This window comes from Phascolarctobacterium faecium DSM 14760 (genome assembly GCF_003269275.1).
Classification (GTDB): domain Bacteria; phylum Bacillota; class Negativicutes; order Acidaminococcales; family Acidaminococcaceae; genus Phascolarctobacterium; species Phascolarctobacterium faecium.
On record NZ_QLTS01000004.1, the window covers coordinates 129,822 to 156,801 of the forward strand.

A 26,980-nucleotide genomic window follows, 5' to 3' on the forward strand; every position below is an offset into this window, starting at 1 on the left:
GGAGCGTTTGTCTTGATGGGAAAGCAGGTACAGCCTGGGGAAATGAATGCAGTAACTGATTACAGTGCTTTGATCGACGGTGCGGGTATTAATGTCTGTAAACTTTTACTGGATGATGAGTTGACGATTTTGTGGGCCAATGATAATTTTTATATAAGTTCGGGTTTTGGTAAGGATGAGTATCAGACATTGTTTCACCATATCAAAGCATATTATACAGGGCATGGTGATGAGTTTGCCAAAATAAAAAATGCGTTTTACGATGTATTGCAAAAGGGAGAACGCAGAGTAAAGGTTGGCTGCCGGCGGCCGCTTAAAGATAATACCTGCGCCTGGATCAATATTGATGGTATAATCACAGGCGAGATAGTGGACAGCAAGCCTGTGGCGCTGGCAGTTTATTCTGATATCAGCGACCTGACACGGCTGAAAGCTGAACGTGACCAGCTGCTGGAAGAGAAGACCCGTTATTTTGAGTGGATGATGGACGAATACGTCGGGAATATTTACATTTCCGATCTGGAAACGTATGAACTGCTGTTTTTGAATAAAACGGCTGCCGCCACTTTACATACTACTAAGGCAGAGGTAACAGGTAAAAAATGCTATGAGGTCATTCAGGGACGGACCAGCCCCTGTCCGTTCTGCAATAACGCGCTGCTGACGGAGGACGATGTTTATGCGTGGGAATTTGATAATCCCAATTTGAAAAAGACTTTTATGATCAGAAACAGAGTTATTAACTGGCAGGGGCGCAGGTCGCGGATCGAGCTGTCGCATGATATGCTGAGCGCCGAATATAAGCTGGCGAAGAAGGATCAGGAGCGGGAAGCGATCTTAAAAACTATTCCCGGCGGTCTGGCCAGGGTCGACGCCAGGGATTGCGAAACGGTGCTTTGGTATGGCGGCAAATTTTTGGAGATGCTGGGCTATACAGCCGGGCAGTTTATACATGAGCTTCATTCCAAATGGTCCTATGTGCATCCTGACGACAGGGAGCGGGCCGCTTCTTTGATGCGTTCTATTTCCAAAACTGGCGAATATACTGTGGCTGAGTTTAAGTTTGTGACCCGCAGCGGCGAGGTAAGGAATTTGACGGTTACGTTCTGTTATGTGAGCGGTGAGGATAGCTGGGATGGCATTCCGTCTATTTACAGCGTGGGCATCGATATCACTGAGGAGCGCATGGAGCAGGAGCGGCAGCGCCGGGCTTTAGAGGATGCGTATCAGTCTCTGCATGTGGCAAATCTGGCTAAAAGCAATTTTTTGTCGTCGATGTCGCATGATATCAGGACGCCGATGAATGCGATCATTGGTATGACGGCGATTGCCAGGGCGAACCTGCATGAACCGGAGAAGGTGAACGGCTGTCTGGGTAAGATCAATGTTTCCAGTATGCATTTGCTGCGTTTGATCAACGAGGTGCTGGATATGTCGAAGATCGAAAGCGGCAAGGTGGATCTGGTGCTGGAGGATGTCAGCCTGCCGGACGTTGTGGATAATATCGTCAGTATCTGTCGGCCGATGATGGTGGAGAAACAGCAGGAGTTCAAGGTCAATATCTTTAATGTACGCAATGAGCATGTGATAACTGATGGAGACCGTCTGCAGCAGGTATTTATGAACCTGCTTTCCAATGCGATCAAATATACGCCTGATGGCGGTAAGATCAGTCTGACGATCAATGAATTAAAATCGGAGCTGCCAACAAAGGGCAATTACGAATTTATTTTTACTGATAACGGGATCGGGATGCCGGATGAGTATATGCAGCATATTTTTGAACCGTTTGCCCGCGCTAAAGATGAAAGTATCAGTAAGATACAGGGTACGGGACTGGGTCTGGCGATCACTCAGAACATCGTGCAGATGATGAACGGCACGATCGAGGTGCAGAGCCGCCCCGGCACTGGCAGTATATTTACTGTGTCTGTACCATTGGAGCTGCAGCTGAAAGAGGAGCAGGAGCATGAGGAGCTGAACGGGCTGCCGGTATTGGTAGTGGACGACGAGCTGGCGGTGTGCGAAAGTGCGGCGATGCTGCTGCAGGAGCTTGGAATGCGCGGCAGCTGGGTATTGTCTGGTGCTGAAGCAGTAGAACGGGTAGTGGAAGCGCACGAACGGCGTGATGATTTTTATGCCGTTATTTTGGACTGGAAAATGCCAGATATGGATGGTTTGGAGACTGTCCGCGTTATTCGGAAACGTGTAGGGGCCAAGGTGCCGATCATCATTATTTCAGCATATGATTATTCCAATATCGAAAAAGAATTTATTGATGCAGGGGCCGATGCATTTATCAGCAAGCCGTTATTTAAGTCTAAGATGCTGCATGTCCTGCAGCTGTTTTGTGATACCTGTAAAGATACTTGTGACTGCGAGGCTGTTCCGGAACTGCATAAGGCACTGGCAGGGAAAAGGGTGCTGCTGGTTGAGGATAACGAGCTGAACCGGGAGATTGCTGTCGAGCTGCTGGAAATGCAGGGGCTGCAGGTTGAGGCGGCCGAGAATGGCAAGTCGGCAGTGGAGCTGTTTGTAAGATCGGCACCGGGGTATTATGATGTGGTGCTGATGGATATTCAGATGCCGGTCATGGACGGCTACGAGGCTACAGCTGCGATTCGTGCTCTGTCACGTCAGGATGCGGTCAGGATACCTATTCTGGCGTTGACGGCAAACGCATTTGTTACTGATGTCGGCAAGGCGAAAAATGCCGGTATGAACGACCATATCACGAAACCGATCAATTTGGAGGTCTTGTTTGCTACCCTGTATAAATGGCTGGTGTAGCGGTGATCAGCAGCCAGGGAGGACCGTTGTAAAGGTTATGGCAGTGAGAAATGAAAAGACCGTTCAGGTTTAACCTGAACGGTCTTTTTATTTATGCTGGATCAGTCATTTAAAAGCTGCGCTTTCAAACGGTGGTATTCGCGCGGGAAGTAAGGTGTGAGCTGTGCTTCGCGGTGGTCGTAGCCATAAGCGCGCCGGGTGATGCTGACAATGGGAGGCGCCTGGATACGTTTGGCAACTGCCAGTGTGTGCATCAGTTTCCACCAGTGTTCCAGATCGGCGATAAAACTGCGTGCGTCCGGGAAGGCTTCGCTTATGATGTCTGCTTCACAGCCAAGATGTTCCGCCAGTGTCCCTTCGCTGTACCAGAGCAGGATCTCGGCAGGCGATGTTTTGCGCCACTGTTCGAGAAAGCTGCGGAACAGTTTATCGTGATAGGGATAGACCAGCGGGTCGCCGCCGGTGCCTACTGTCTGTTCGGAGGAAAGCTCGGCGCTGGGACGGATCGTGAAGATCGCTTCCGGCAGTACCTGACGCTGAAATACTTTGTCGTTCAGGTAGCGTCCCAGTTCGTAAACATGGTGCTTCCACAGGTCGCCGATAGGTGCCAGCGCGCCGCAGATGTCGCCGTAAAAGGTGGCGTAGCCGACGGTGAGCTCGGTTTTATTGGAGTTGCAGGAGAAGGCGCCGCCAAAGGCAGCAGCCAGGCCTGCTACGACGCGGGAGCCGCGGTCGCGTGATTGAATATTTTCGTAAATCAGCGGCGAGATTGTAAGTTGAAAATCTCGGTGCTTATGATAACTGTGGATAGGTGTCTGTGTAAGCTGTTCGCTGGTATGCAGGCAGCTTTCGGTGATAGGGATAACGGTATAGTTGGCCCCCAGTGACTGAGCTGTCTGTTCGGCGATCGTCTGTGTCATGGGCGAGTTGTAGCGGCTGGGCATATTGACCAGCAGAACGTTGTCAGGACCCAGGATGTCGACAAACAGGGCAGCGGTGACGGCACTGTCGATGCCGCCGGAAAGTCCGATGGTCATTTTGCCGATGCCTGCCTGTTCAAGGAAACGCTGGCAGCCATAGCGGAGGCTATGATAAACCTCATCGATCTCACTGCGGGGATCAGAGGTGATACCGCTGGTGTCGATAGCTTTGGCTTTGCTGTCCCAGCCGGCGCAGAGCGTTGCTTCTGCATACATGGGCGCATCGGTGAGCAGCCAGCCGTCAGAGCCGTAAACACAGCTGCAGCCGTCAAAGGTGAAGATGTTTTTGCCGTTGTTCTGGATACCTACATTATTGCAGTAGATGAGCGGGATGCCGGCTTTTTGCGCGGCGCTGCCGAAAAGCCGGTGCCGTTTACTGTTTTTGTTGATGCTGAAGGGGGAGCAGGAGATGTTGCATAAAAGTTCGGCGCCATGCTGCGCCAGCAGCTGAGGCACATCTAAAAAGTAGTTTTCGGTCCAGCCGTCTTCGCACAGCATCAGGCCCAGTTTGACGGTTTCGCCGTGGGCGGTGACAGTGAGCGGCTGGTGCAGCCCGGCAACCTGTTTATCCAGTTCCAGAGCCAGCTGCCGTAAGCCGTAAAAATGACGGTTGTCATCAAATTCGCGGTAGTTGGGCAGGGCATTTTTTACGATAAAATCATAGGGCAGGGTGCCGTTAGTCAGCAGCTTGCCGTGCTGCGCGGCAAAGGCGGCGTTGTATTTGCGGGCGCGTCCGTCTTCATTGCGTTTGCTGTTATCGACGGCGATATTGCCGAAGATGACGCACAGCTCGCCGCAGTTTTCCGTAGCGGCGATGATCTCGTCGCCGTAAGCGGCGCAGTCTTCGATGAAGGCTGTTTGCTCCCACAGGTCGCCTAAAAAGTAGCCCGGTACTGCCAGCTCTGGCAGCAGCAGGATGTCGATGCCGTTTTGGCAGGCCATATCCATATGGTGCAGGATCTTTTTAGTGTTGAGGTCCGGTCGCCCGGCAATGATTTCTATTTGCCCGCAGGCTATTTTAAGTGCCACAGTACACCTCTTTTAAAGTTTGCTGAAAGCTTTTTGTATTTGCGTTTAAAAACCTATGATGTTATTATAGCAGAAGGAAGGCGGTTATGCCACTTCCAGAGGAGGCGGGAAGTTATGAAACAGAAAAAAACCAATGCGGCGCGCAGGCTTGATGAACTGAAGATCGCGTACCGCCTGATGGAATATACTGTGGACGAGGAGCATCTGGACGCTGTGCATGTAGCGGCCGAGGTTGGAATGCCAGCAGCCCAGGTTTTTAAAACGCTGGTAGTGCGCGGTGATAAAACAGGAGTTATTTTTGCATGTATACCGGGTGACGGCGAGCTGGACCTGAAGGCTTTGGCTAAAGCCAGCGGTAATAAGCGGGCCGAGCTGGTGCCTTTAAAAGAGGTACTGCCGCTGACTGGTTATATTCGCGGCGGCTGTTCGCCATTGGGGGCTAAAAAGAATTATCCTGTATATATGGATGCCAGCAGCAACAGCTGGGACGAGATAGCTGTCAGCGCCGGTGTGCGCGGTATGCAGATCGTAGCAGCTCCGGCTGATTTACAGCAGGCAACACGGGCTGTTGTGGCGTCTTTGACTTTCTAAATACATAGAAAATACTTGTTTGGAAAATACAAATGTGGTATGATTTCTCCGTAGTGAATTAATGAAAGTGAGGTTCCTGCAATGTTATTTGTAAGTACCCGCGGCAAAACTGACCTGGTATGCTCGGCGCATGCTATTACCCGTGGTCTGGCTGACGACGGCGGTCTGTTCGTACCGCAGAAATTCCCGGAACTTTCGCTGGGCGAGATTGTGTCCATGCGCAGTATGACTTATAAAGAACGGGCTGTGGCGATTTTATCGCTGTTTTTGACCGATTATACTAAAGAAGAATTATTTGAATGTGCCGATGCTGCTTATTCGCAGACTAAATTCGGCGCTGAACCTGTGCCTTTGCGTAAGGTGAATGAAAGTACGGATGTGCTGGAGTTATGGCATGGCCCGACTTCGGCCTTTAAGGATATGGCGCTGCAGATCCTGCCGCATCTTTTGACGAAAGCGATAGCCAAGACCGGCGAGAGCAATAAAGTGGTTATTTTGGTGGCTACTTCAGGCGATACCGGCAAGGCGGCATTGGAAGGCTTTGCTAATGTAAAGGATACCGAGATCATCGTTTTCTATCCTGAAGACGGCGTAAGCGCGATCCAGAAACGCCAGATGCTGACGCAGGCCGGTGATAACGTACGCGTTATCGGCATCCAGGGTAATTTTGACGATGCTCAGCGCGGCGTCAAAGAGCTTTTTGGCGATACTGCGCTGGAAGAGGAGCTGCAGAGAAAGGGCTATGTGTTCAGCTCGGCCAATTCGATCAACTGGGGGCGTCTGGTACCGCAGATCGTGTATTATTTCAGCGCTTACAGCGATGCTGTGGCCAATGGCCGTATCAAAGCGGGTGAAAAGATCAATTTTGCTGTGCCGACCGGCAATTTCGGTGATATCCTGGCCGGCTATTATGCCAAGCTTATGGGGCTGCCGGTGGCAAAGTTTATCTGCGCTTCCAACAGCAATAATGTTCTGAGCGATTTTATCAATACCGGTATTTATGACAGACGCCGCGAGTTTTATAAAACTGTTTCGCCGTCGATGGATATTCTGGTTTCAAGCAATTTGGAGCGTTTGTTGTACAGCATTACTGAAGACGATGCCGCAAAGGTGTCGGAATGGATGCAGCAGCTGACGGCCAATGGAACTTATAATGTCGGAGAAAAGGTCAACAACAGGATTCTGGAAGAATTCTTTGGAGCCTGGGTCGATGAGCTGGAAACGAAGGAAACCATCGGGCGCGTTTTCAATGATAATGAATATTTGATGGACCCGCATACTGCGGTAGCCTGGCGGGCCTGCGAAAAGTATCGCCTGGTATCCAGCGATGATACATATTGTATCGTGCTTTCTACGGCCAGTCCGTATAAATTCAGTGATGTGGTGCTGGAAGCTGCCGGCAGTGAGGAGGACGCTAAACTGGAGCCGTTTGACGGTTTGCGTAAGCTGCATGCTCTGAGCGGCTTGCCTATACCGGAGCCAATGCTGGCGATGGAGAAAATGCCGATCCTGCATCAGGAAGTGATCGAATCTGCCGATATGAAAAAAGCGGTGGAGACGGCACTGAAACTGTGATGTACACAGCTTTGATAACAGAATTAAGCGCTTACTGCTTCGGCAGTAGGCGTTTTTTATTTAGTAAAGTTTGATATAAAATGTATGATTATTACTTTTTTTATTTAATATTGAAGGAAAAAGCAGGGATTTTGAGGTAAATTCTCGAATAATTACTGTTATAAAAATTTGTAGAGGTTAGGAGCTGAAGAAAATGCCATATTTGTTTTTTACTTTATTTATCAGTGTTATTGTGGCTGTGTTTGCAGTGCAGAATGCTGTTAGCGTGTCGCTTAATTTTGCTGTATGGACGATGCAGACGAATTTAGTGATCGTTATTCTGGGTTCGGCCCTGCTGGGTGCTTTGGCAACCTTGTTTTTTACCCTGATGATGAAGGCGAAGCATTATCTGCAAGATAAAAAGACCCGCGAAGAGATGGCGGCCCTGCAAAAGGACAATGCCAAGCTGCGTGAGGAGGTTGCGATGCTGATGCATACGCAGAAATTACATAAAGAAGCTGCTGCTAAGGCTGAACCGGCAGTAACGGCGGCAGACGAATGAGGAAACGAAAGATTTGGCAGTTGCAGAAGTGTGACAGAGAATATGCTGCAGGCATAGCTGCCGATCTGGGGGTTTCGCCTGTGGTGGTCAGCGTGTTGCTGAACCGGGGCGTCAGGGAAAAAGAAGAGATCAGAGAATTTTTGTTCGGCAGCGAGCAGCCGTTTCATGAGCCTTTGCTGATGAAGGATATGCAGAAGGCCGCCGAGCGTATTTTAGAGGCTGTAAAAAACGGTGAACAGATCACTGTTTATGGCGATTATGACGTTGACGGTATCAGCGCCAGTTCATTGCTGTATTTGTATTTGCAGGGGCTTGGCGCCAAGGTCAACACGTATATCCCCAAAAGAAAAAATGAAGGCTACGGACTGAACAACGAAGCGCTGGCGGCTTTGGCCGAAGCAGGTACGACGCTTTTGGTGACAGTTGACTGCGGTATCAGCGGCGTAGACGAGGTGGCTGCTGCCCCGGCAGGGCTGGAGATCATCATTACTGATCATCACACGCCGCCGGATGTTTTGCCTGCGGCTTACGCGATCGTTAATCCGCATCAGCGCGACTGCAGATATCCGTTTAAGTATCTTTCCGGCGTGGGCGTGGCTTTTAAGCTGTGTCAGGCGCTGCATCAGATGCAGCATTTGACGGAGCCCTTATGGTCGGAGCTGACCGAGCTTGTGGCTTTGGGCACGGTAGCCGATATCGTGCCGCTGCGCGGCGAAAACCGCGCGCTGGTGAAGCTGGGGCTGGCGGCGATGGAAAATACCGGGATCGTAGGCTTACAGAAGCTTATTGAACATAGTGGCTGTCCGCAGCAGAATATTTCGGCTGAGAACATCGGCTTTATTCTGGCGCCGCGGCTGAACGCTGTAGGCCGTTTGGAGCACGCTCAGTCGGCAGTAGAGCTTTTGGTTACTGACGATGCTGCTAAAGCAGATATGGTTGCCGAACAGCTGAATGCTGAAAATGCTTTGCGTCAGGAGATCAGCCGCAAGATATTTATTGAGGCTGAAGCGATGCTGGCACAGCAGGAGCGGATCGAAACGGCGATCGTGCTGGCTAAAGAGGGCTGGCATGCCGGCGTGATCGGTATCGTGGCTTCAAGGCTGGTGGATAAATATCATTTGCCGACGATTTTGATCAGTATTGACGGCGAGGCGGCTAAAGGCAGCTGCCGCAGTATCCCAGCCCTGGATCTGTACAGTGCTTTGAACGAGTGCAGCGAATTGCTGCTGCAGTTTGGCGGTCATCATCAGGCGGCTGGTCTGACGCTGCGCGCGGCCAGGGTAGAGTCTTTTAAAAAGCGTTTTCTGGGTGTGGTCAGGGGGCGGTTGGAACCTGCTGATTATCAGCCGCGCCTGAAGATAGAGTGTCTGCTGGATAAAAACGAGGAGGTTTCGCTGCAGCTGGTCAGGGAACTGGCGATGCTGGAACCGCTGGGCTGTGATAACCAGCCGCCGTTGTTTGCCTTTAAGGATGCGGTGGTGCATTATCCCAAGGCTTTCGGACGTGATAATAACCATCTGCGTTTTTATACCGATTACGGCAAGTACAATTATCACAGTATTATGTGGAACGGTGCGGCTGATTTGGCCTGCCTTTATAATAACGCGGTTGTCGATCTGGCGTTTATGCCGAAGCTGAACGTCTGGAAGGATAAGGAAAGCGTGAATCTACAGGTGGTTGATTTTGACCAGGCGCTGCAGGTCTATGATTATCGTAACTGCAATGTCAGCAAGGAAACCGTACTGAAAAATATTTTACAAACAAGCAAAAAAACAGTAATATATGTAAATAACACCGACTTTGCGCCGGGATCTGTAAGTATTATGCCGGACGTGCAGGTGCTTGCTTATGGCGAGCAGGCCGAGGCGACGGCAGAGAATATTATTTTTTATGATTTCCCGCAGCGGGAGATATTTATAAACGGCGCTTTGCCTGTGCCTGATAGAAGCGGTAAACGGCTGCTGCTTTTATATACCAGGGCTGAGGCTGATAAATTGTGCGCAGAGCTGGAAAAGCTTTATCCGGGACGAAGCCGGCTGGTACACGCTTATAAGGAACTGGCCTGTACGCTGCGTCAGCAGGCCGTTATCGACAGGGCTGATTTGCTCCGGTCGGCCACCGATATTTCGGAGGAGGCCTTGAAGGTGTTTGAGGAGCTGGATTTTATCCGTGATGAGCATGGTAAGATCAGTTTTGGTAGTTTGCAGAAAAATGATTTGCAGAATTCGCCGACGTTCAGGGGATTGCAGGAAGAGGGACGGGCGGCTTTTGCAAGCTGTCAGAGAAATATACAGATCAGTCCGGAGGAGATCATTGGGCTGTGGCAGGGAAACAGATTCAATAAATAAGGAAGTGCTAAGATGCCTGAAACAGGAAATGTTGTTTGTGTGGAGGATTTTTTTGCGACGATCGAAAGCTATTTGAATAAGGAACAGGTGGAGTTTGTACGTAAGGCTTATGACGTGGCTGCTGAGGCTCATGCCAGCCAGCGCCGCAAGTCGGGCGAGCCTTATATCATTCATCCGCTTGGGGTAGCTACGATCTTATCGCAGCTCCAGCTGGACGAACTGACCTTGGCGGCAGCTTTTTTGCATGATGTGGTGGAAGATACTGATATCAGCCTGGATTCCCTGAAAGAGAGCTTCGGGCAGAAGGTAGCCGATCTGGTGGACGGCGTTACGAAGTTAGGCAAGATCGAGTATATTTCCAAGGAAGAGCAGCAGATCGAAAACTACCGTAAGATGTTTCTGGCGATGGCCAAGGATATCCGCGTAGTTATGATAAAACTGGCCGACAGGCTGCATAATATGCGGACGATGAAATTTATGCCGGTGCATAAGCAGCAGTCTATTTCGCGCGAAACGATGGAAATCTATGCGCCTTTGGCTCACCGTTTGGGTATTTATACCATTAAGTGGGAGCTGGAGGATCTGGCGTTCCGTTATATGGAGCCGGAGATCTATTATGATCTGGTCGAGCAGGTCAAGGTTAAACGCCGCGAGCGTGAGGCAATGGTCCATTCTGCTATGGGTGAGATCAAAGAGCATCTTGATTCGATGAATATTACGTGCGAGATCCAGGGGCGGCCCAAGAATTTTTACAGTATCCATAAAAAGATGCTGCGCGACCATAAGGAACTGAGTGAGATTTATGATCTGCTGGCGATCCGTGTGCTGGTAGACAGCGTTAAGGACTGCTACGGCACTCTGGGCGTTGTGCACAGCATGTGGCGTCCTATACCTGGGCGCTTTAAGGATTATGTTGCTGTACCGAAGTCGAATATGTACCAGTCGCTGCATACTACGGTGCTGTATGGCAACGGGCAGCCGCTGGAGATCCAGATCAGGACTTTTGAGATGCACCGCATTTCTGAATATGGTATCGCGGCCCATTGGCGTTATAAGGAAAGCGGCGGCAGCAAGCCTGCTCCGTCTGCCGGCGGTGATAAAACTTTTGATGCCAAGCTGTCATGGCTGCGTCAGCTGCTGGAATGGCATCAGGATATGAGCGATTCCCGTGATTTCGTGAATACGGTAAAGATGGATGTTTTTGCCGATGAGGTGTTTGTATTTACGCCGCGCGGCGACGTTATTGATTTGCCGGTAGGTGCTGTGCCGATTGATTTTGCGTACCGTATCCATACGGATGTTGGCAACCGCTGTGTCGGCGCTAAGGTAAACGGACGTATCGTACCGCTTGATTATAAGCTCAGCAACGGCGATATCGTCGAGGTCATTACCTCGAAGCAGGCAGCAGGCCCCAGCCGTGACTGGCTGAATATCGTCGGTTCTTCTGACAGCCGTAACAAGATCAAATCCTGGTTCAAGAAGGAGCGGCGTGAGGAGAATATCATCAAAGGCCGCGAAATGCTGGAAAAGGAATGCAAACGTCTGGGTTATGACACCAAGATTTTGCTGAAAAGTGATAAACTGAAGGACGTCAGCGCCCAGCTGCGTTTAGAGAACGAAGAAAATTTGATGGCGACTATCGGTTATGGCGGGATCACGCTCAACAGTGTGATGTCTAAGCTGGTAGAGCTGTATAAGAAAGAGCAGAAGCTGACGACAACGAAAGACCTGTCGCAGCTGCTGGCCGAGTTGAAGCCGCGCCGTTCTAAGGCTAAGTCCAGTCATGGCATTTTAGTCAAGGGCGAAGAGGGCATTATGGTCAAACTGGCGCGCTGCTGTAATCCGATTCCGGGCGATCCGGTTATCGGGTATATCACCCGCGGCAGCGGTATTTCGGTGCATCGCAGGGACTGCCCCAATGTAATGAGCAATAATCCTGAGGAGCAGAACCGTTTGATAGAGGTAGCCTGGGATATTGCGACAGATTCTCTGTATAAGGTCAATATCATTATCTCTGCCGGCGACAGGCCCGGTATGATGGCTGATATTATGATGGTGATGAGCGAATCGAAGCTGAATATCAATGCGCTGAATTGCCGTATCGATAAGCATAAGATGGCGAATATCAGTATGGGTATTGATATCAGTAATCTGGAACAGCTGGATAATATTATGAATAAAATAAAACGCATGAAAGGCGTTTACAGTGTGGAAAGAATGATTTCCAACGGACAGGGAGGCTGACGTGAGAGCAGTTGTACAGCGTGTAGACAGCGCTGCTGTCGAGGTAGAAGGCGCCATGGTAGGCAGTGTTGGCAAGGGCCTTTTAGTACTGCTGGGGGTCGAGAAGGAAGATACAGACAGGGATTTGGAGTATTTGCTTGATAAGGTAGCTGGTCTGCGCATTTTTGAGGACGAACAGGAAAAAATGAACCTGTCGGTAGCAGATGTGGGCGGCGGGCTTCTAGTAGTTTCACAGTTTACTTTGTACGGCGATTGCCGCAAGGGTAAACGGCCGTCATTTGATAAGGCGGCGGGTGCTGAAATGGCCAATGCTTATTATGAAAAATTTGTGGCCGGTGCACGGGCGAAGGGGCTTAGCGTCGGCACCGGGAAGTTTCAGGCGCATATGCTTGTGAGCCTTGTAAATAATGGCCCGGTAACGATTTTATTAGACAGTAAAAAGAATTTTTAGGAGGTTCGACATGAAGGTTTTAAAAATGGAAGTTGGTATGCTTGGTACTAACTGCTATATAGCGGTCAACGAAGCTACCGGTCACGGTGTTGTTGTTGATCCGGGCGGAGACGGTGACAGGATCGTTGCCGCGATCCAAAAAGAAGGTATCACTATTGATGCGATTTTTGTCACACATGGTCACAGCGACCATATCATGGGTTTGGACGAGGTGCGTAAGGCTACCGGAGCCAGAGTTTATATCAGTGAGGAAGATGCGGAGATGCTGACGAAGGCGACCAGCAATCTTTCGGCATATATGGGTATGGACGCAGCTTTTGCGCCTGCTGATAAAATTTTTAAGGATGGGGAAACTGTTACCGAAGCCGGACTTGATTTTAAAGTGCTGGCAACTCCCGGTCATACCCGCGGCGGCGTTTGCCTTGTCTGCGGTGATGTGGTGTTCTGCGGCGATACGGTGTTTGCCGAGTCTATCGGCCGTACTGATCTGCCGGGTGGCTCTTACAAACAGATTTTGAATTCTATCAAAGATAAAATCCTGGTTTTGCCTGACGAAACAAAGCTTTTGCCGGGACATGGACCTGCAACTACAGTGGGATGGGAGAGGCGCAGAAATCCGTTTCTGCAATAAGTAAGCAAAAAAATGATCAAAAGTATCAAGCTGCTGAGAAACAGTACAACTTTTAAATTGGCAGTAGCGGCGGGCGTATCCTTTATTTTATACGAGCTCGCTACGTTTCTGTTCCCTATTCTTTTAGCGATAGGTCTGGCGTTTGCCCTGTACCCGGTGTCGAATATGTTTTCCAAGATCACCGTGGGACAGGGTACTATCCATTTGTCGCGTGTGGTGGCGATCATCCTGGCCTTTATGGCTTTTGGCATGTTTATGTTTTTTGCCGTTACTTTTATTTTGCTGCCTTTGTTCGGGCAGATCAATGATCTGGTGGCGAAGCTGCCTGATTATACGACAAAAGTCGAGTCTACTAATATGGACTGGTTACTGAAGGATCCGTCACAGTATCCACGGCTGCCATACAATTTTGAAACTTTGATCGACGATGCGATGACCTGGGTTATGGGTTTTATGGGAGGTATTCTCCGGAATTTGTTTAAATCGACGATGGACATTATTGCCAATCTGGTTGGTTTGATCGTCGTTCCGTTTTTAGCTTTTTACTTTTTGAAGGACTGGCGTGAGCTGCGTCTGATGATGATCAATTTGTTTACTTATGATACGCAGCCGAAGGTGGCGCATATTTTGGATGAGATCGGCAGAACGCTGAGCGCATATATCCAAGGGCTTGGTAAACTGAGCCTGATCGCGGGTGCGTGTATTACTGTGGGCGTGGCGATACTGGGTATCCAGTTCCCGCTGGTTTTTGGTTTCCTGGCGGTCATGGCCGAGACTGTGCCGGTGGTTGGTCCCTTGATGGGTGCTGTGCCGGCGGTATTTATCGCGTATTCGCAAAATACTTCTTCGGCTTTTTCGGTAGCGCTGTTTTATCTGGTCTTTTATCAGATCGACGGCAATATCCTGATGCCTCGGATCATGGGCAGTAAAATCGACCTGCATCCCGTAGTTTTGATTTTGAGCCTGCTGATCGGTGCCAAGCTGTACGGTATTTTGGGTATGCTCTTTGCCGTGCCGGTGGCTGCTGTATACCGGGTCTTGTATAAAGAATTATGGCATAGTTCTGACGAACCTCGGCCAACAGAAACTGAGCAGTAAAAACAATGATGATTAGTGATTATAGATTAGAGCAGAATTTACCTTATGATTTAACGCGGCCTGTCGCTGAGATGGCCGCGTTCTTTGACATTTTACCGCAGTCTGACAGTACTGATGTGCTTAAAATCGTGCAGGAAGCTGATGGCTGCGTGGCGATTTTGCAGACGGAAGACGGCACCAGAAGAGTAAGCAGGCCATTTACAATTTTACAGGATGTACGGGGCGAATGGGTGCGCTGCGCTAAGCTGGCGGTGCTTGATGTGCTGGGACAGGCTGTGAGGCGCGGTCTGGTGATGCCGTGGGGAATTTTGACAGGCGTACGTCCGGGAAAACTTGCCCATAAGCTTTTAGACAGCGGGTTAAGCTGTGACGAGCTTCCGCAGTATCTGGAGCGTCATTACCTGCTGCCTCACGGACAGGCGCAGCTGCTGACAGAGATTTGCCTGCGGCAAAGACAGCTTTTGCCGGCTGCGGAAAAACAGGTCGGCATTTATATCGGTATTCCTTTTTGCCCTACGCGCTGTTCTTATTGTTCTTTTCCATCGGGAATTGTGCCGCTTGAGGAAGAATTACAGCAAAAGTTTTTAAATTTCATTGAACAAGATATGCTTACTGTGGTACAATTATTAAGTATGTATAGCCTAAATGTTACTGCTGTTTACATTGGCGGCGGTACGCCGACCAGCCTTAGTGAAACGGCGTTTGCACGGCTCATCGCGCTGACGGCGCGGCATTTGCTTTTGCCTGGGGTGCGCGAGTTTACAGTGGAAGCAGGACGGCCTGATTGTTTCAGTGCCGAAAAGCTGAAAGTTATGGAAGCCTGCGGAGTGAACAGGATCAGCGTCAATCCGCAGACTTTGCACGACAAAACTTTAAAAGCAATTGGCCGCAGTCATACGGTGCAGGATTTTTATCGGTCCTATGACCTGGTACGGCACAGCGGCATCAAAACCGTCAATACCGATCTGATCATCGGGTTGCCGGGGGAAACGGCTGATGATGTGCGGGCTTCGCTTGACGGCATCAGGGCTTTGGCTCCTGATAATCTGACAGTGCATACCTTAACGCTCAAAAAAAGCGCCCCGATATTTGGTGCGCAGTTCAGCAGTCTGACGGCTGAGGATGCAGAGGCGCTTGTAGCTTACGGCGGCGAAACTGCTGCAGCAATGGGGATGCTGCCTTATTATTTATACCGCCAGCATTACATGCTGGGTAATCTTGCTAATATAGGCTATGCTGCTTCAGGCAGTGCCAGCCTTTATAATATTCAGATGATGGAAGAGCGTCACGTTGTGCTTGGAATCGGGCCGGCGTCTGCGACTAAAGTGCCGCAGGCAGACGGGCATCATCTTAAAAAGCTCAATATGCCCAAAGATATCGGGACATATACGGGTAATCTGCCGCAGCTGGCGCATAAACGCAGCCTGCTTTTTGCGGATGAGGAGGAATAGATGTGTTGACCACAGCACCGAGAGGCACGAAAGATATCCTGCCGCGCGATGTGGAAGCATGGCGTTATCTGGAACGCACTATGCGTGAGATTTGTGCCCAATATGGTTATCTGGAAATCAGGACGCCTGTTTTTGAGCATACCGAGCTGTTTTTGCGCGGTATCGGTGAAACGACAGACGTTGTTGAAAAAGAAATGTACACTTTTACTGACCGAGGTGAACGCAGTCTGACGCTGCGCCCTGAAAATACGGCTTCTGCCGTCCGGTCGTATGTAGAAAATAAAATGTATGCCGATCCGGCGCCGACAAAGCTGTTTTATATCGGGCCGATGTTCAGGTACGACAGGCCGCAGGCCGGGCGTTACCGGCAGTTCCATCAGTTTGGCGTGGAAGCGCTGGGCGTAGAGGGGCCTAATATCGATGCCGAGATCATTTTACTGGCGGTACAGATTTTGCAGACTTTGGGTTTAAAAGATTTGAAGCTGAAAGTAAATTCTGTCGGCTGCCCGAAATGCAGACCACTGCACAGAGAGAAGCTGCAGGAATATTTCCGGCCGCATCTTGGCGAGATGTGCAAGGATTGTCAGTCGCGTTTCGACCGCAATCCATTACGTTTACTGGACTGCAAAAATCCGCACGATCAGGAGCTGGCTGCTGGTGCGCCAAGCCTGGAGGAATGTCTGTGCGAGGAATGCAAAACACATTTTGAAGGCTTGAAAGAGCTTCTGACCGCTGCCGGAGTCGATTATGTAGTCGACCATAATCTGGTGCGCGGCCTTGATTACTATACTAAGACTGCCTTTGAGATCCAATATGCTCCCCTGGGAGCGCAAAGCGCTGTCTGCGGCGGTGGCCGTTATGACGGCCTGATCGAGGAGATAGGCGGGCCGGCAACACCGGGTATTGGATTTGCGATGGGTATGGAGCGTGTGCTGCTGGCAATCGAAAGCCAGAATCTGCTGCCGCAGTTCGATAACAGTATAGATGTCTTTGTAGTTTGCCCGGGCAGTGCAAACTTTACGCTGGCTTTTAAGGAAGCGATCGCTTTGCGCCGTGAAGGGCTGAAGGTGGAATTTGACTTTTTGGGCCGCAGTATGAAAGCCCAGATGAAGCAGGCTAACAGATTGGCTGCCAAATATGTGTTGATTTTAGGTGAAGACGAGGTAGCGCGCGGTTGTGCCGTATTAAGAAATATGTCGACCAGCGAGCAGACTGAGATCCCTATCCAAGATATTACATCAATTTTAAAAACAGAGGTGCAAAGTCATGAGTGATTCTTTAAAACGCAGTCATAGCTGCGGTTTGCTGACTAAAGAGGCAGCAGGCGAACAAGTAGTTTTATGCGGTTGGGTTGCCAAACGCCGCGATCACGGCGGGTTGATTTTCGTCGATCTGCGCGATCGCAGCGGTATCGTTCAAATTGTCGTTGACCCTGACGATGCAGGCAATAGCTTTACGACTGCTGAAGCTATTCGCAGCGAATACGTTATCAAAGTAGCAGGTAAAGTGCGTCTTCGCGATGCAGCTACCGTTAACCCGAATCTTGCTACCGGCGAGATCGAAGTGGTTGCCGCTGATTTGGAAGTACTCAATGCTGCTAAAACTCCGCCGTTTTACATTCAGGACGATATCGATACGGATGAGAACCTGCGCTTGAAATACCGTTATTTGGATTTGCGCCGTCCGGAAATGCAGAAGAATTTGATTTTGCGTCATAAAGTTACTAAATTGATGCGTGATTATATGGATAAAAACGGTTTCTGTGAAATCGAAACGCCGATGCTGACTAAAAGCACTCCTGAAGGCGCGCGTGACTATCTGGTGCCGAGCCGCGTCAATCCTGGTAAATTCTATGCTTTACCGCAATCACCGCAGATTTTTAAACAGATCTTGATGGTTGCCGGTATGGAGCGTTATTTCCAGATCGCACGCTGCTTCCGCGATGAAGATCTGCGTGCTGACCGTCAGCCGGAATTTACTCAGTTGGATATTGAAATGTCTTTCGTAGACGCTGAGGATATTATGGAAATGATGGAAGGCCTGATGGCGTATGTATTTGAAGGCGCTATGGGTAAAAAGATCCAGCTGCCGATGCAGCGTTTGACCTGGGACGAAGCTATGGACCGTTTTGGCAGCGATAAGCCGGACCTGCGTTTTGGTATGGAACTTGTCAATATGTCTGAAGCAGTTAAAGATTCTGACTTTAAAGTGTTCAATGCTATCGTAGAAGACGGCGGTGTCGTTAAAGCGATCAACGTTAAAGGCTATGCCGCTATCCCGCGTCGTGAGCTGGACGGTCTGGTTGAATTCGTTGGTATTTATGGTGCCAAAGGTCTGGCGTGGATGCAGATTCAGGAAGATGGCAGTGTCAAATCGCCAATCGCTAAATTCTTCAGTGAAGCACATTTGGCAAATATCCTGAAAACTGCAGCGGCTGAACCGGGCGATCTGATTTTGTTCGTTGCTGATAAACCGGCTGTAGTTGCTCAGGCTTTAGGTGCTCTGCGTCTGGAAATGGCTAAACGCCGCGAACTGATCGATGAAGATATGCTGGCATTTGCCTGGGTCGTAGATTTCCCGATGTTTGAATATAACGATGAAGAAAAACGCTATGTGGCAATGCATCATCCGTTTACGGCTCCACGTAACGAAGATCTTGCTATGCTGGCTACCGATCCTGGTAAAGTATATGCCAAAGCTTACGATATGGTACTTAATGGTACAGAAATCGGCGGCGGTTCCATCCGTATCCATCGTCGTGATGTCCAAAACGAAGTTTTCAAGGCTATCGGTCTTACCGAAGAGCAGGCAAAAGAGAAATTCGGCTTTATGATGGATGCTTTTGAATATGGTGCTCCTCCGCACGGCGGTTTGGCCTTTGGTCTTGACCGTTTGATCATGATTATGGCTAAACGTGATTCTATCCGCGACGTTATTGCTTTCCCGAAAACACAGAGTGCAAGCTGTCTGATGACTCAGGCTCCGAACGATGTTGACGAGAAACAGCTGCGTGAATTGCATATTCGTGCAACATTAGTCAAAAAAGACAAATAATAAGAGTCAGACTCTGTAAAAAAGGACTGCTGCGGCAGTCCTTTTTTTATAGTAAACTGATTCTGGTAAAAGTGTTTTACTTAAAGACGAACCGGTTGTGAAAAAAAGAAAAAATATCTCTTTAAAAACAGAGAAAACCGCTTTATACCTTGTGATTTTAAACAAATTTTGGTATAGTATAGATGTAGTAAGAAATGCTCTTACTGCATTAAAAACGCTTTTTACCCTGCGATGTTCGTTACGTGTACCTCTTAGTTTTGAGCCAACACTCTTACCTAGGGAGCCTGACTGAGCTCCGCCTTTTAAAAAACTGCCCCCTTGAGGGGACTTTTGCGACTGGCGGGAAGGCACCCACCTGCACTTGCAGGTTCAAAACATGAGGCTGGACGGCATTGTGGGGCAAAATATTTTTGGGGGTAAAAATGGATCTGTCACGTGTTGCGATGGTTATCGGTAAAAACAAGCTGCCTGTTTTAGGGCAGGCCCGTATTGCAGTCGTTGGGTTAGGCGGCGTGGGTTCATATGTTGCCGAGTCATTATGCCGCAGCGGGGTAGGTCATTTATTATTAATAGATGCCGATAAAGTGGCGGCAAGTAATATCAACCGTCAGTTACCGGCTCTTACCAGTACCTTCGGCAGGTTCAAAACCGAGGTTGTCAGACAAAGATTGCTGGATATCAATCCGGATTGTGAAATAGAAACGGTCAGTAAATTTTATGAACCTGGCGCTTTTGCCGAGTTTTTTTCCGGCAGCTTTACTTTTATCGCCGATGCGATCGATTCAACGCCGTCAAAGGTCGATCTTTTATTAGAATGTGTGCAGCGCGATATTCCTGTCATTTCTTCGATGGGCACAGGCAATAAGCTGGATCCGACGTATCTTGCAGTGGAGGACATCAGCGGTACTTCTGTCTGCCCGCTGGCAAGGTCGGTAAGGAAACAGCTGCGTGCGGCAGGTGTCAAAAAAGGTGTAACTGTAGTTTATTCCAAAGAACCGGTACAGCGTGCTGAAGCAGGCGAGGTTCCGGGAAGCATGGTATTTGTTCCGGCGTCGGCAGGATTGCTGATGGCATCGTATATCGTACGTCAGATTATTGCAGAAAATAGCTAACCGGCCTTTAGAGCCGGTATTTTTATCAGATCCTGGAGGTGGATGATGGATAGTTTGTTTGCACAGCCGCAGAAAAAACCTTTGGCTGATCGGATGCGGCCTACAAGGCTCAGCGATTTTGTCGGGCAGGAAACTGCAGTAGGCGAGCGCAGTCCTCTGCGCCGAATGATCGAAAAGGATCAGTTGCAGTCGGTGTTGTTTTACGGACCGCCGGGTACTGGTAAAACAACTTTGGCACAGGTCATTGCCCATATGACAGGGGATGAATTTGTTGCTATCAATGCCGTTTCATCCGGTGTACCTGAGCTGCGAAAGCTGATTGCTAAGGCGCAGGAGCTGCAGCGCGGCGGGATGGGGCGCACTATCGTGTTCATCGACGAGATCCATCGCTTTAATAAAGCTCAGCAGGACGTATTGCTGCCTTATGTGGAAAACGGTACTATCATTTTGATCGGTGCGACTACTGAAAATCCTTTTTTCGAAATCAATTCACCGCTTTTGTCAAGGATGAAGGTTATTCGGCTGGAACATTTAACGGCAGACGGTATCAAAAAGATTTTAGAGCGTGCGCTGACAGATAAGGAAAAGGGTTATGGATCAGAGGGTATTACTGTAACTGCCGAGGCTTTGGAAGCTTTGGCGGATTTTGCCGGTGGTGATGCGCGGGTGGCTCTTAATTTGCTGGAACAGGCTGAATTTATGCTGCCGGACGGCAGTAAGGAAATTACGATGGATGTATTGCGCAGCGTGGCAGGTAATGCTTTGCAGCGCTATGATAAAAAAGGTGATTATCATTACGATATCGTTTCGGCTTTTATTAAAAGTATGCGCGGCAGTGATGCCGACGCTGCTCTGCACTATTTGGCCCGTATGCTGGAAGGTGGAGAGGACGTAAGGTTTATTGCGCGCCGGATCGTTATCTGTGCGGCTGAAGATGTAGGCAACGCTGATCCGCAGGCCTTGGTAGTAGCAAATGCTGCGGCGCAGGCGGCGCATTTTGTCGGGCTGCCTGAAGCTCAGATACCTTTGGCTCAGGCCGTTTGCTATATAGCTAACGCTCCTAAAAGCAACAGCTGTTATATGGGTATTTTCAATGCTCGTCAGGAAGTCAGGTCAATCAATACCAGAGTTCCGAAGCACTTGCGTGATGCGCATTATCCTGGTGCTAAGCAGTTTGGCCACGGGCTTGGATATAAGTATCCGCACGATTACCCAGGTGGCTGGGTTGAGCAGCAGTATCTGCCGGATGAACTGGTAGGTCATAAATATTATTATCCGAAAGATATTGGTGAAGAAAGCAGACTGCTTAAAAAAAAGAATGAAAAAGATTAATGTGAGCTGCTGATAATAATAAAACCCCCGTACTTTTTAGTACGGGGGTTTTGTATTGGCCGATATCATGGCTGACGTGGAGTGGGGACGTTGCTGACAACAGGTTTTTGGTTGCCGGTATTATTTTCGCTGCCGTCTAAGATTTCCTGAACACGTTTTTTCATGCTAGGCTTCTGCGGTTCAACGTCGCCTACGTTTTCACGGATACGGTCTTTTTTGCTGGGGGGTTTAGGCGGTTCTCCGGGAACGGAGGTGGCGCCTTTTTTATCTTTGTCTTTGTCCTTATCTTTATCCTTGTCTTTATCTTTGTCCTTATCATCATTCTTGATATCTGGTTCAGGCGGTATTACTACGCCTGCCGGGCGGACAAAGTTAGCAACGGGAACGTTTGCAAGAGCGTTAACCATGAATTCATGCCAGATGCTGAGCGGTGCGCCGCTGCCATACATATAATCAAGCGGACGGCCGTTATCATCGCCGATCCATACGGCAGCCGACAGATTGGGGGTGAAGCCTACAAACCAGGCATCCTTATAATCGTCGGTAGTACCGGTTTTACCGGCTGCCGGGCGGCCTATGCCTGCACCGCCTGCAGTACCGTCAACAAAGACGTCGCGCATGATATCGACAGTTTGATAAGCGGCTTTAGCATCAACTACAGTTTTGGTTTCCTGCTTATGTTCAAAAATAACTTTACCGTTACGGTCAACTATTTTGATAATAGCAGTTGGAGCGTTGTATTTGCCGCTGTTACCGATCGTGCCATAGGCAGCTGCCATTTCCAGCGGCGTAGTACCTTTGCTCAGGCCGCCTAAAGCCATGGAAAGATTGATGTCAGTATAATGTCCGTCTTCAATAAGTGTAGTGATACCAAGGTTTTTTGCCATTTGGAAAACCTTTTCAGGACCGACCTGCTGAGCTACTAGAATGGTAGGGATGTTGTAGGATTTTTTCAAGGCTGTTCTCAGGCTTACTTTGCCATGCCATTGCAGGTCAGAGTTTTTCGGTTTCCAGCCGGGCGCAAATTCATATTCCTTGTCTTCAACTACCGTGGCAGCGGTAAGACCGTTGTCCATAGCGGTAAGGTAAACGAAGGGTTTGAAAGCGGAACCTGGTTGGCGCACTGCAAGCACAGCACGGTTGAATTTGTCCTGGCCGCGTCCGCCGATCATGGCTTTGATATAACCGTTAGTAGGGTCTACGGCTACTAAGGCGACTTGCGGCTGTGTAAGCTGATAGTCGTCTTTGTAGTAATCAGGTAGATATTTTAAAGATTCGGCAGCGGCTGCCTGCATATCCAGATCCAGAGTAGTGTAGATTTTCAGTCCGCCTTTATAAAGCGCATCGGCGCCGAATTCTTCTATAATGTGCTGACTGCAGTAATCAATAAAGTAGGAAAGGTTATCTTTCTGCTGGTTTTTGTGATTGTTCAGCTGCAGTTTCTCTGCTTTGGCTTTGGCTGCCTGTGCTTCCGTAATGTAACCGTATTTGGCCATTTGGTCTAAAACGACTTCCTGACGTGCTTTACTGTCTTTGGGATTTTCAAAAGGATTATAATAGTTAGGGCTTTTAGGAATAGCTGCCAGAGTAGCGGCTTCTGCCAGATCAATGTCCTGAACATGCTTGCCGAAGTAATAGAGAGAAGCGCTTTCGATACCGTAGGTTCCTTGTCCAAAATAGATACGGTTCAGGTACATATCAAGAATCTCATCTTTGGTATAGCGTTCTTCCAATTGTTTAGCAATAAAAGCTTCTTTTATCTTGCGGGTAATGGTACGCTCCTGGGAGAGAAAAGCGTTTTTGGCCAGCTGCTGGGTAATAGTACTGCCACCCTGCACCTCGCCGCCGCGCAGGTTTGTCCATAAAGCGCGGGCTGTACCACGGAAGTCGATACCGCCGTGTTCATAGAATCTGTTATCTTCGATAGCGATAAAAGCCTGCTGCAGGTGCTTCGGTATTTTATCGAAAGCAACTGGCAGACGGCGTTCTTCCGAAGCCGTGGTCGAGATGACGCGGCCGTTAATATCAAAAAACTGCGAAGCGGCATCGGGAATAAGCGATTCTTCCATATCTTTGGGTGCGAAGAAACCTGCAAGTCCCCAGAATGCTGCGGCGCCTAAAATAGCAAGCGCAACGAAGGCGATGATTATAAATTTAATTATTTTTCCCATACATAAACCTCGGTTCTCTTAATCATTTTCCTTTAAACCAGCTTTATACTAACAAAGCTATTTTTATCTAACGGCTATTATATCATATTTTTATACGAATTTGTGATAAAAAACTTTTATATTAAATGTAATAAAAATGAAAACAGCTTCCGCCGCTTGCAGCAGAAGCTGTTTGATGTTACCAGATATTAAGCAGATGCTGCATTGCCAGGCTGACAACCGCTATGCAGAACCAGCAGATAAGACCGAGCAGGATCGGTTTGCCGCCGGTTTTGATCAGTTTGACTAAATTAGTGTTGAGACCTATAGCTGCCATTGCCATGGCAATCATAAATTTACCGATGGCCGGCAAAAACTGGAAAAAGTCAAAGTGGGAACCAGCAAAGGTGTTGATAATTGACGCACCTAAAAAGTAGATGATGAACATCGGGAAGATAGAGGAGATTTTTACTTCCGATGTTGTAGCTTTACGTTTGGAGGTAAGATAGGCCAGTCCCAGACAAATAGGAATGATGGCTAAGGTGCGGGTCAGTTTGACGATAGTTGCATAATTCAGCGCGGTGTCGCTGCCGCTGGCGCTGGCCCAGGTTTGTCCTGCAGCAACTACAGATGAGGTATCGTTGATTGCCGTGCCGGCCCACATGCCAAAGCCCATATCGTTAAAGCCGAGTATAGCGCCCAAGGTGGGGAAGAGGAAGGCGGCAATAACGTTAAAAAGGAAGATAACGGAAATCGACTGGGCAATGTCTTCGTCTGACGCTTTGATAACAGGTGCCGCTGCAGCAATTGCCGAGCCGCCGCAGATAGAAGAACCTACGCCTACCAAAGTTGCGATATCGTGATCGATTTTCATTATTCTGCTGACTGCATAAGACACGACCAAGGCAGTGCCGATCGTTGAGATAATTATCAGCAGAGATTGTGACCCTACCCGGAAAATTTCAAAAAGATTCATGCCGAAGCCGAGTAAAATAATCGCGTATTGCAGGATCTTTTTGGAAGTGAAGGTGATGCCGCCCTGGAAAATATCTGAGCGGGGGATACCGGCCATCAGCAGACCCAGGATAATGGCGAAAACTGGGGCGCCTATAATAGGGAACAATTTACCTAAATATGCAGCTGGTACTGCAATAGCAAAACATAATGCCAAACCATGTAATTTATTATTTAAAAAATTCATTGTAAAACTCCTTCCCGAGAATGTAGTGTACTGTAATTTTAAAACAACTAGATCTTGTAAGTAAAATGAATAATCTTGATTGTTATAATCAGAAAACGTAATGAGGTCAAAGGTTCTAAAATTTACCGTACACAAAGGAAAGAGATAAATTGCCCTGATTGAATTGAAATGCTGCTGTTATTATACCTTGCTGCCGGAAAGCCTCCATTCCTTATAGAAAAACCAGCAGAAATGCAGTGTGACATAAAAAACAAAGAAGGATGCGACTATACATTCAAAATAATACAAATATTGGAAGAATTCATGCAGAACAACACCGAGCCGTGCGTAGTAATCCAGTGATAAACGCAGGGCAGAGGCAGTGATGACGAATGGGAAGGTGAAGGCTGCATAACTGGGATAGAACGGCAGACGTAAAAGGCGGGGCATCAGGCTGAGGATAAAGAAGAACAGCCCTTGAGCAGCTATCTGCATGACAGTAATCAGCAGGAAGTTTTTATCGGGAACTACTGCAAAGTATCCTGCCAGACTCAGGCTCATAGGTGCCGTGTAGATACAGATCAGTGGCTTGGCAGCTTCAGGTATCGGGTGATGGAGATAACGGTAGGTGACCAGTGCCAGCAAAAGCATATAGGCGACGAAGCCAAACCAGAAGATATAATATCCTAATGTGAAATATCCGAAAGCGGGGGCGGTAACTGAAGCGACGACGATACCGACATACGCAATGAAGAAGGTTGGAAAAACGTTTTTCAGTTCCAGATTAAGCATAAAATTTTTGGAGAACCAGATGATTAAAATGGCGTGGGCAGCAACTGCCGCCAGCCAGATTGCTTCGCAGAGAAAAGGCGCAAAATCTTTAATATAGACACATAGCTGCATCGTAGTCATAAAAAAAGTGGCAGCAACACTGCCTAAAATAGGATTGCCGGTCATATCGGCGTGGACAAGCTTGGGATAACGCAGTATTTTTATAAGCAGCATTGCCAAAAGGATTGCAGCGAGAATACCGCAGGTATATTTCATCAGCGGAGAATAAGGCTGCAGCAGATTACCAAGTGCCGCTAAACCAAGAGATACTCCGGCCGTAGGAATTGGAATGGATTTTATCATTTTTAGAAAGCCTCCCTTTTAGAAAAGAAAAAGATAAATACTTGATGCCTAAAAACATTGTATAAATATCATAATACAAGTATAATGATTAGTAAAATGAATTGTTTTTATAATTATCATTAAGAAAAATAATGAGGTTACTATGTGGGAAGAACTGAAAACTTTTATTGAAGTTGTAGAACAACAAAGCTTTACTAAAGCGGCGCAGAAATTAAATATTTCTCAGCCTACGGTGAGTTTGCATATCCGCAGATTAGAAGAGTGTTTCAACGCCGTGTTGATTCGCAGGTCTAAAAAACAAAAACAGCTTAGCGTGACTTATGCGGGCATGATTGTTTATGATGCGGCTAAGCAGATGAAAAGTCTGTGGCAGTTTACAGAAATTACGGTTAAAGAGCTGGGCAGCGAGATAAAAGGACGCTTGGCTATAGGAGCCAGTCTGACGATAGGCGAATATTTTCTGCCGGAATTTCTGGGCAGATTTATGAAACGTTATCCGCAGTTGGACATAGAAGTGAAGATCGATAATACTGTTCATATTTGCGAACTGCTGCAAAGCAATAAGATAGATGTAGGTTTAGTTGAAGGAGAAACCGGTGATAAGAAATTCCATAAAGAAGAGTTCTATATTGATCGGCTTGTTTTGATAGGGCCGATAGGAAGCCCCAAAAAGATGCAGCGACGGGATCTGGAAACAGTAACGTGGATAACGCGCGAACAGGGATCGGGCACAAGGGTGCAGTGGGAAGAGTTTTTAGAGAAAAATAGTGTATTGCCGGCCAAGACGATCATTTTCAATACTAATTTTGCCGTAAAGGAAGCGGTAAGAAATGATTTAGGATATGCGCTGCTTTCTGAACATATTGCAAAACAGGCGGCAGCTGCCGGCGAAGTAGAGCTGATTGAAACGCAGGAGGAAGCAGGACGTAAATTCGTGTGTCTGACCTTGGCTTCTGAAACGATGAGCAGGAATGTGCAGACTTTAGTGGATAATTTAAAGCGTGATTTTGTAAAGTGATTTTACAGGCGTCAAAAATAAATTTAAAATAGGGCTTGCTTTTTCTGTAGAAATTTAATAAAATAATAGTGCACCCCTAAACACGGGTGAATTTTTGTAAGTAGCCGTTAAAAAAGATGAAAAAAAGTAGTTGACAACATCGAAAAGATGTAATATACTATACAAGTCGTCAAAAACGGCAGGCAGAACCTTGAAAACTGAACAATAACCAAAAACGAATGTGCGGGCGAGCGTTTCTTGAAAGAGAAGCGTTTGCCAAGTCAAAAAATAA

At 48.2% G+C, this 26,980-nt stretch carries 19 protein-coding genes and 1 other RNA gene; 16 read left to right on the plus strand and 4 right to left on the minus strand.

Features of this window, described 5'->3' with window-relative positions; translation table 11 throughout:
- Positions 1 to 15: 15 nt before the first annotated feature.
- On the plus strand, positions 16 to 2,790 hold the full coding sequence (locus C8D73_RS06650; RefSeq protein WP_211305791.1) for a hybrid sensor histidine kinase/response regulator: 2,775 nt from the start codon (positions 16 to 18) through the stop codon (positions 2,788 to 2,790).
- Positions 2,791 to 2,891: 101 nt separating this feature from the next.
- Here C8D73_RS06650 and nadE read toward each other — a convergent pair whose 3' ends face one another.
- Entirely contained in the window at positions 2,892 to 4,799 is a 1,908-nt protein-coding gene (gene nadE, locus C8D73_RS06655; protein WP_113077705.1) for an NAD(+) synthase, read from the minus strand.
- A gap of 114 nt (positions 4,800 to 4,913) precedes the next feature.
- Between nadE and ybaK the strand changes: the two genes are divergently transcribed.
- The 14 genes from ybaK (at position 4,914) to C8D73_RS06725 (ending at position 21,227) form a co-directional block, all read left to right on the plus strand.
- Complete coding sequence (gene ybaK, locus C8D73_RS06660; protein ID WP_021717167.1) at positions 4,914 to 5,390, plus strand: Cys-tRNA(Pro) deacylase; 477 nt, start codon at positions 4,914 to 4,916, stop codon at positions 5,388 to 5,390.
- An 81-nt stretch (positions 5,391 to 5,471) separates the two neighbouring features.
- The gene (thrC, locus tag C8D73_RS06665) at positions 5,472 to 6,965 is read left to right on the plus strand and encodes a threonine synthase (RefSeq protein WP_113077706.1); all 1,494 of its coding nucleotides are present in this window, start codon (positions 5,472 to 5,474) and stop codon (positions 6,963 to 6,965) included.
- Positions 6,966 to 7,158: 193 nt separating this feature from the next.
- Entirely contained in the window at positions 7,159 to 7,506 is a 348-nt protein-coding gene (locus C8D73_RS06670) for a LapA family protein (RefSeq protein WP_021717165.1), read from the plus strand.
- Positions 7,503 to 9,854, plus strand: coding sequence for a single-stranded-DNA-specific exonuclease RecJ (gene recJ, locus C8D73_RS06675; RefSeq protein WP_113077707.1), 2,352 nt, complete (start codon positions 7,503 to 7,505; stop codon positions 9,852 to 9,854). The genes C8D73_RS06670 and recJ overlap by 4 nt, the downstream gene beginning before the upstream one ends.
- A gap of 12 nt (positions 9,855 to 9,866) precedes the next feature.
- Entirely contained in the window at positions 9,867 to 12,098 is a 2,232-nt protein-coding gene (locus C8D73_RS06680) for a RelA/SpoT family protein (protein WP_021717163.1), read from the plus strand.
- 1 nt (position 12,099) lies between these two features.
- Positions 12,100 to 12,549 (plus strand): D-aminoacyl-tRNA deacylase, encoded by a 450-nt coding sequence (gene dtd / locus C8D73_RS06685; RefSeq protein WP_021717162.1) that lies wholly within the window; start codon positions 12,100 to 12,102, stop codon positions 12,547 to 12,549.
- A gap of 10 nt (positions 12,550 to 12,559) precedes the next feature.
- Complete coding sequence (locus tag C8D73_RS06690) at positions 12,560 to 13,180, plus strand: MBL fold metallo-hydrolase (RefSeq protein ID WP_021717161.1); 621 nt, start codon at positions 12,560 to 12,562, stop codon at positions 13,178 to 13,180.
- Between the two features lie 12 nt (positions 13,181 to 13,192).
- Positions 13,193 to 14,278 (plus strand): AI-2E family transporter, encoded by a 1,086-nt coding sequence (locus tag C8D73_RS06695; RefSeq protein ID WP_021717160.1) that lies wholly within the window; start codon positions 13,193 to 13,195, stop codon positions 14,276 to 14,278.
- 5 nt (positions 14,279 to 14,283) lie between these two features.
- Positions 14,284 to 15,729, plus strand: a complete 1,446-nt coding sequence (hemZ, locus tag C8D73_RS06700; RefSeq protein ID WP_113077708.1) for a coproporphyrinogen dehydrogenase HemZ — start codon at positions 14,284 to 14,286, stop codon at positions 15,727 to 15,729.
- Positions 15,730 to 15,731: 2 nt separating this feature from the next.
- On the plus strand, positions 15,732 to 17,003 hold the full coding sequence (gene hisS, locus C8D73_RS06705) for a histidine--tRNA ligase (RefSeq protein WP_113077709.1): 1,272 nt from the start codon (positions 15,732 to 15,734) through the stop codon (positions 17,001 to 17,003).
- The gene (aspS, locus tag C8D73_RS06710; protein WP_021717158.1) at positions 16,996 to 18,783 is read left to right on the plus strand and encodes an aspartate--tRNA ligase; all 1,788 of its coding nucleotides are present in this window, start codon (positions 16,996 to 16,998) and stop codon (positions 18,781 to 18,783) included. The genes hisS and aspS overlap by 8 nt, the downstream gene beginning before the upstream one ends.
- Positions 18,784 to 19,003: 220 nt before the next feature.
- Positions 19,004 to 19,188: non-coding RNA, 6S RNA (gene ssrS, locus C8D73_RS06715), on the plus strand.
- 17 nt (positions 19,189 to 19,205) lie between these two features.
- On the plus strand, positions 19,206 to 19,895 hold the full coding sequence (locus tag C8D73_RS06720; RefSeq protein ID WP_113077710.1) for a tRNA threonylcarbamoyladenosine dehydratase: 690 nt from the start codon (positions 19,206 to 19,208) through the stop codon (positions 19,893 to 19,895).
- Positions 19,896 to 19,940: 45 nt separating this feature from the next.
- Entirely contained in the window at positions 19,941 to 21,227 is a 1,287-nt protein-coding gene (locus C8D73_RS06725; protein WP_021717156.1) for a replication-associated recombination protein A, read from the plus strand.
- Between the two features lie 65 nt (positions 21,228 to 21,292).
- Here the strand turns inward: C8D73_RS06725 and C8D73_RS06730 are convergent, their stop codons facing one another.
- The 3 genes from C8D73_RS06730 to C8D73_RS06740 all read right to left on the minus strand — a co-directional run bounded on the left by C8D73_RS06730 (position 21,293) and on the right by C8D73_RS06740 (position 25,691).
- The gene (locus C8D73_RS06730) at positions 21,293 to 23,398 is read right to left on the minus strand and encodes a transglycosylase domain-containing protein (protein ID WP_046430833.1); all 2,106 of its coding nucleotides are present in this window, start codon (positions 23,396 to 23,398) and stop codon (positions 21,293 to 21,295) included.
- Positions 23,399 to 23,576: 178 nt separating this feature from the next.
- Complete coding sequence (locus C8D73_RS06735; RefSeq protein WP_113077711.1) at positions 23,577 to 24,578, minus strand: YeiH family protein; 1,002 nt, start codon at positions 24,576 to 24,578, stop codon at positions 23,577 to 23,579.
- Between the two features lie 180 nt (positions 24,579 to 24,758).
- On the minus strand, positions 24,759 to 25,691 hold the full coding sequence (locus C8D73_RS06740) for a TDT family transporter (RefSeq protein WP_113077712.1): 933 nt from the start codon (positions 25,689 to 25,691) through the stop codon (positions 24,759 to 24,761).
- Between the two features lie 142 nt (positions 25,692 to 25,833).
- Between C8D73_RS06740 and C8D73_RS06745 the strand changes: the two genes are divergently transcribed.
- Positions 25,834 to 26,709, plus strand: coding sequence for a LysR family transcriptional regulator (locus C8D73_RS06745; RefSeq protein WP_113077713.1), 876 nt, complete (start codon positions 25,834 to 25,836; stop codon positions 26,707 to 26,709).
- Positions 26,710 to 26,980: the final 271 nt, after the last annotated feature.

Excerpts from the sequence above, each read along its gene's own strand:
- ybaK (WP_021717167.1), top strand. The coding sequence starts at position 4,914 with ATGAAACAGAAAAAAACCAATGCGGCGCGCAGGCTTGATGAACTGAAG.
- C8D73_RS06735 (WP_113077711.1), bottom strand. The coding sequence starts at position 24,578 with ATGAATTTTTTAAATAATAAATTACATGGTTTGGCATTATGTTTTGCT.
- C8D73_RS06680 (WP_021717163.1), top strand. The coding sequence starts at position 9,867 with ATGCCTGAAACAGGAAATGTTGTTTGTGTGGAGGATTTTTTTGCGACG.
- thrC (WP_113077706.1), top strand. The coding sequence starts at position 5,472 with ATGTTATTTGTAAGTACCCGCGGCAAAACTGACCTGGTATGCTCGGCG.
- aspS (WP_021717158.1), top strand. The coding sequence starts at position 16,996 with ATGAGTGATTCTTTAAAACGCAGTCATAGCTGCGGTTTGCTGACTAAA.
- C8D73_RS06650 (WP_211305791.1), top strand. The coding sequence starts at position 16 with ATGGGAAAGCAGGTACAGCCTGGGGAAATGAATGCAGTAACTGATTAC.
- C8D73_RS06740 (WP_113077712.1), bottom strand. The coding sequence starts at position 25,691 with ATGATAAAATCCATTCCAATTCCTACGGCCGGAGTATCTCTTGGTTTA.
- C8D73_RS06745 (WP_113077713.1), top strand. The coding sequence starts at position 25,834 with ATGTGGGAAGAACTGAAAACTTTTATTGAAGTTGTAGAACAACAAAGC.
- hemZ (WP_113077708.1), top strand. The coding sequence starts at position 14,284 with ATGATGATTAGTGATTATAGATTAGAGCAGAATTTACCTTATGATTTA.
- C8D73_RS06670 (WP_021717165.1), top strand. The coding sequence starts at position 7,159 with ATGCCATATTTGTTTTTTACTTTATTTATCAGTGTTATTGTGGCTGTG.
- C8D73_RS06690 (WP_021717161.1), top strand. The coding sequence starts at position 12,560 with ATGAAGGTTTTAAAAATGGAAGTTGGTATGCTTGGTACTAACTGCTAT.
- C8D73_RS06730 (WP_046430833.1), bottom strand. The coding sequence starts at position 23,398 with ATGGGAAAAATAATTAAATTTATAATCATCGCCTTCGTTGCGCTTGCT.
- C8D73_RS06695 (WP_021717160.1), top strand. The coding sequence starts at position 13,193 with ATGATCAAAAGTATCAAGCTGCTGAGAAACAGTACAACTTTTAAATTG.
- C8D73_RS06725 (WP_021717156.1), top strand. The coding sequence starts at position 19,941 with ATGGATAGTTTGTTTGCACAGCCGCAGAAAAAACCTTTGGCTGATCGG.
- recJ (WP_113077707.1), top strand. The coding sequence starts at position 7,503 with ATGAGGAAACGAAAGATTTGGCAGTTGCAGAAGTGTGACAGAGAATAT.
- C8D73_RS06720 (WP_113077710.1), top strand. The coding sequence starts at position 19,206 with ATGGATCTGTCACGTGTTGCGATGGTTATCGGTAAAAACAAGCTGCCT.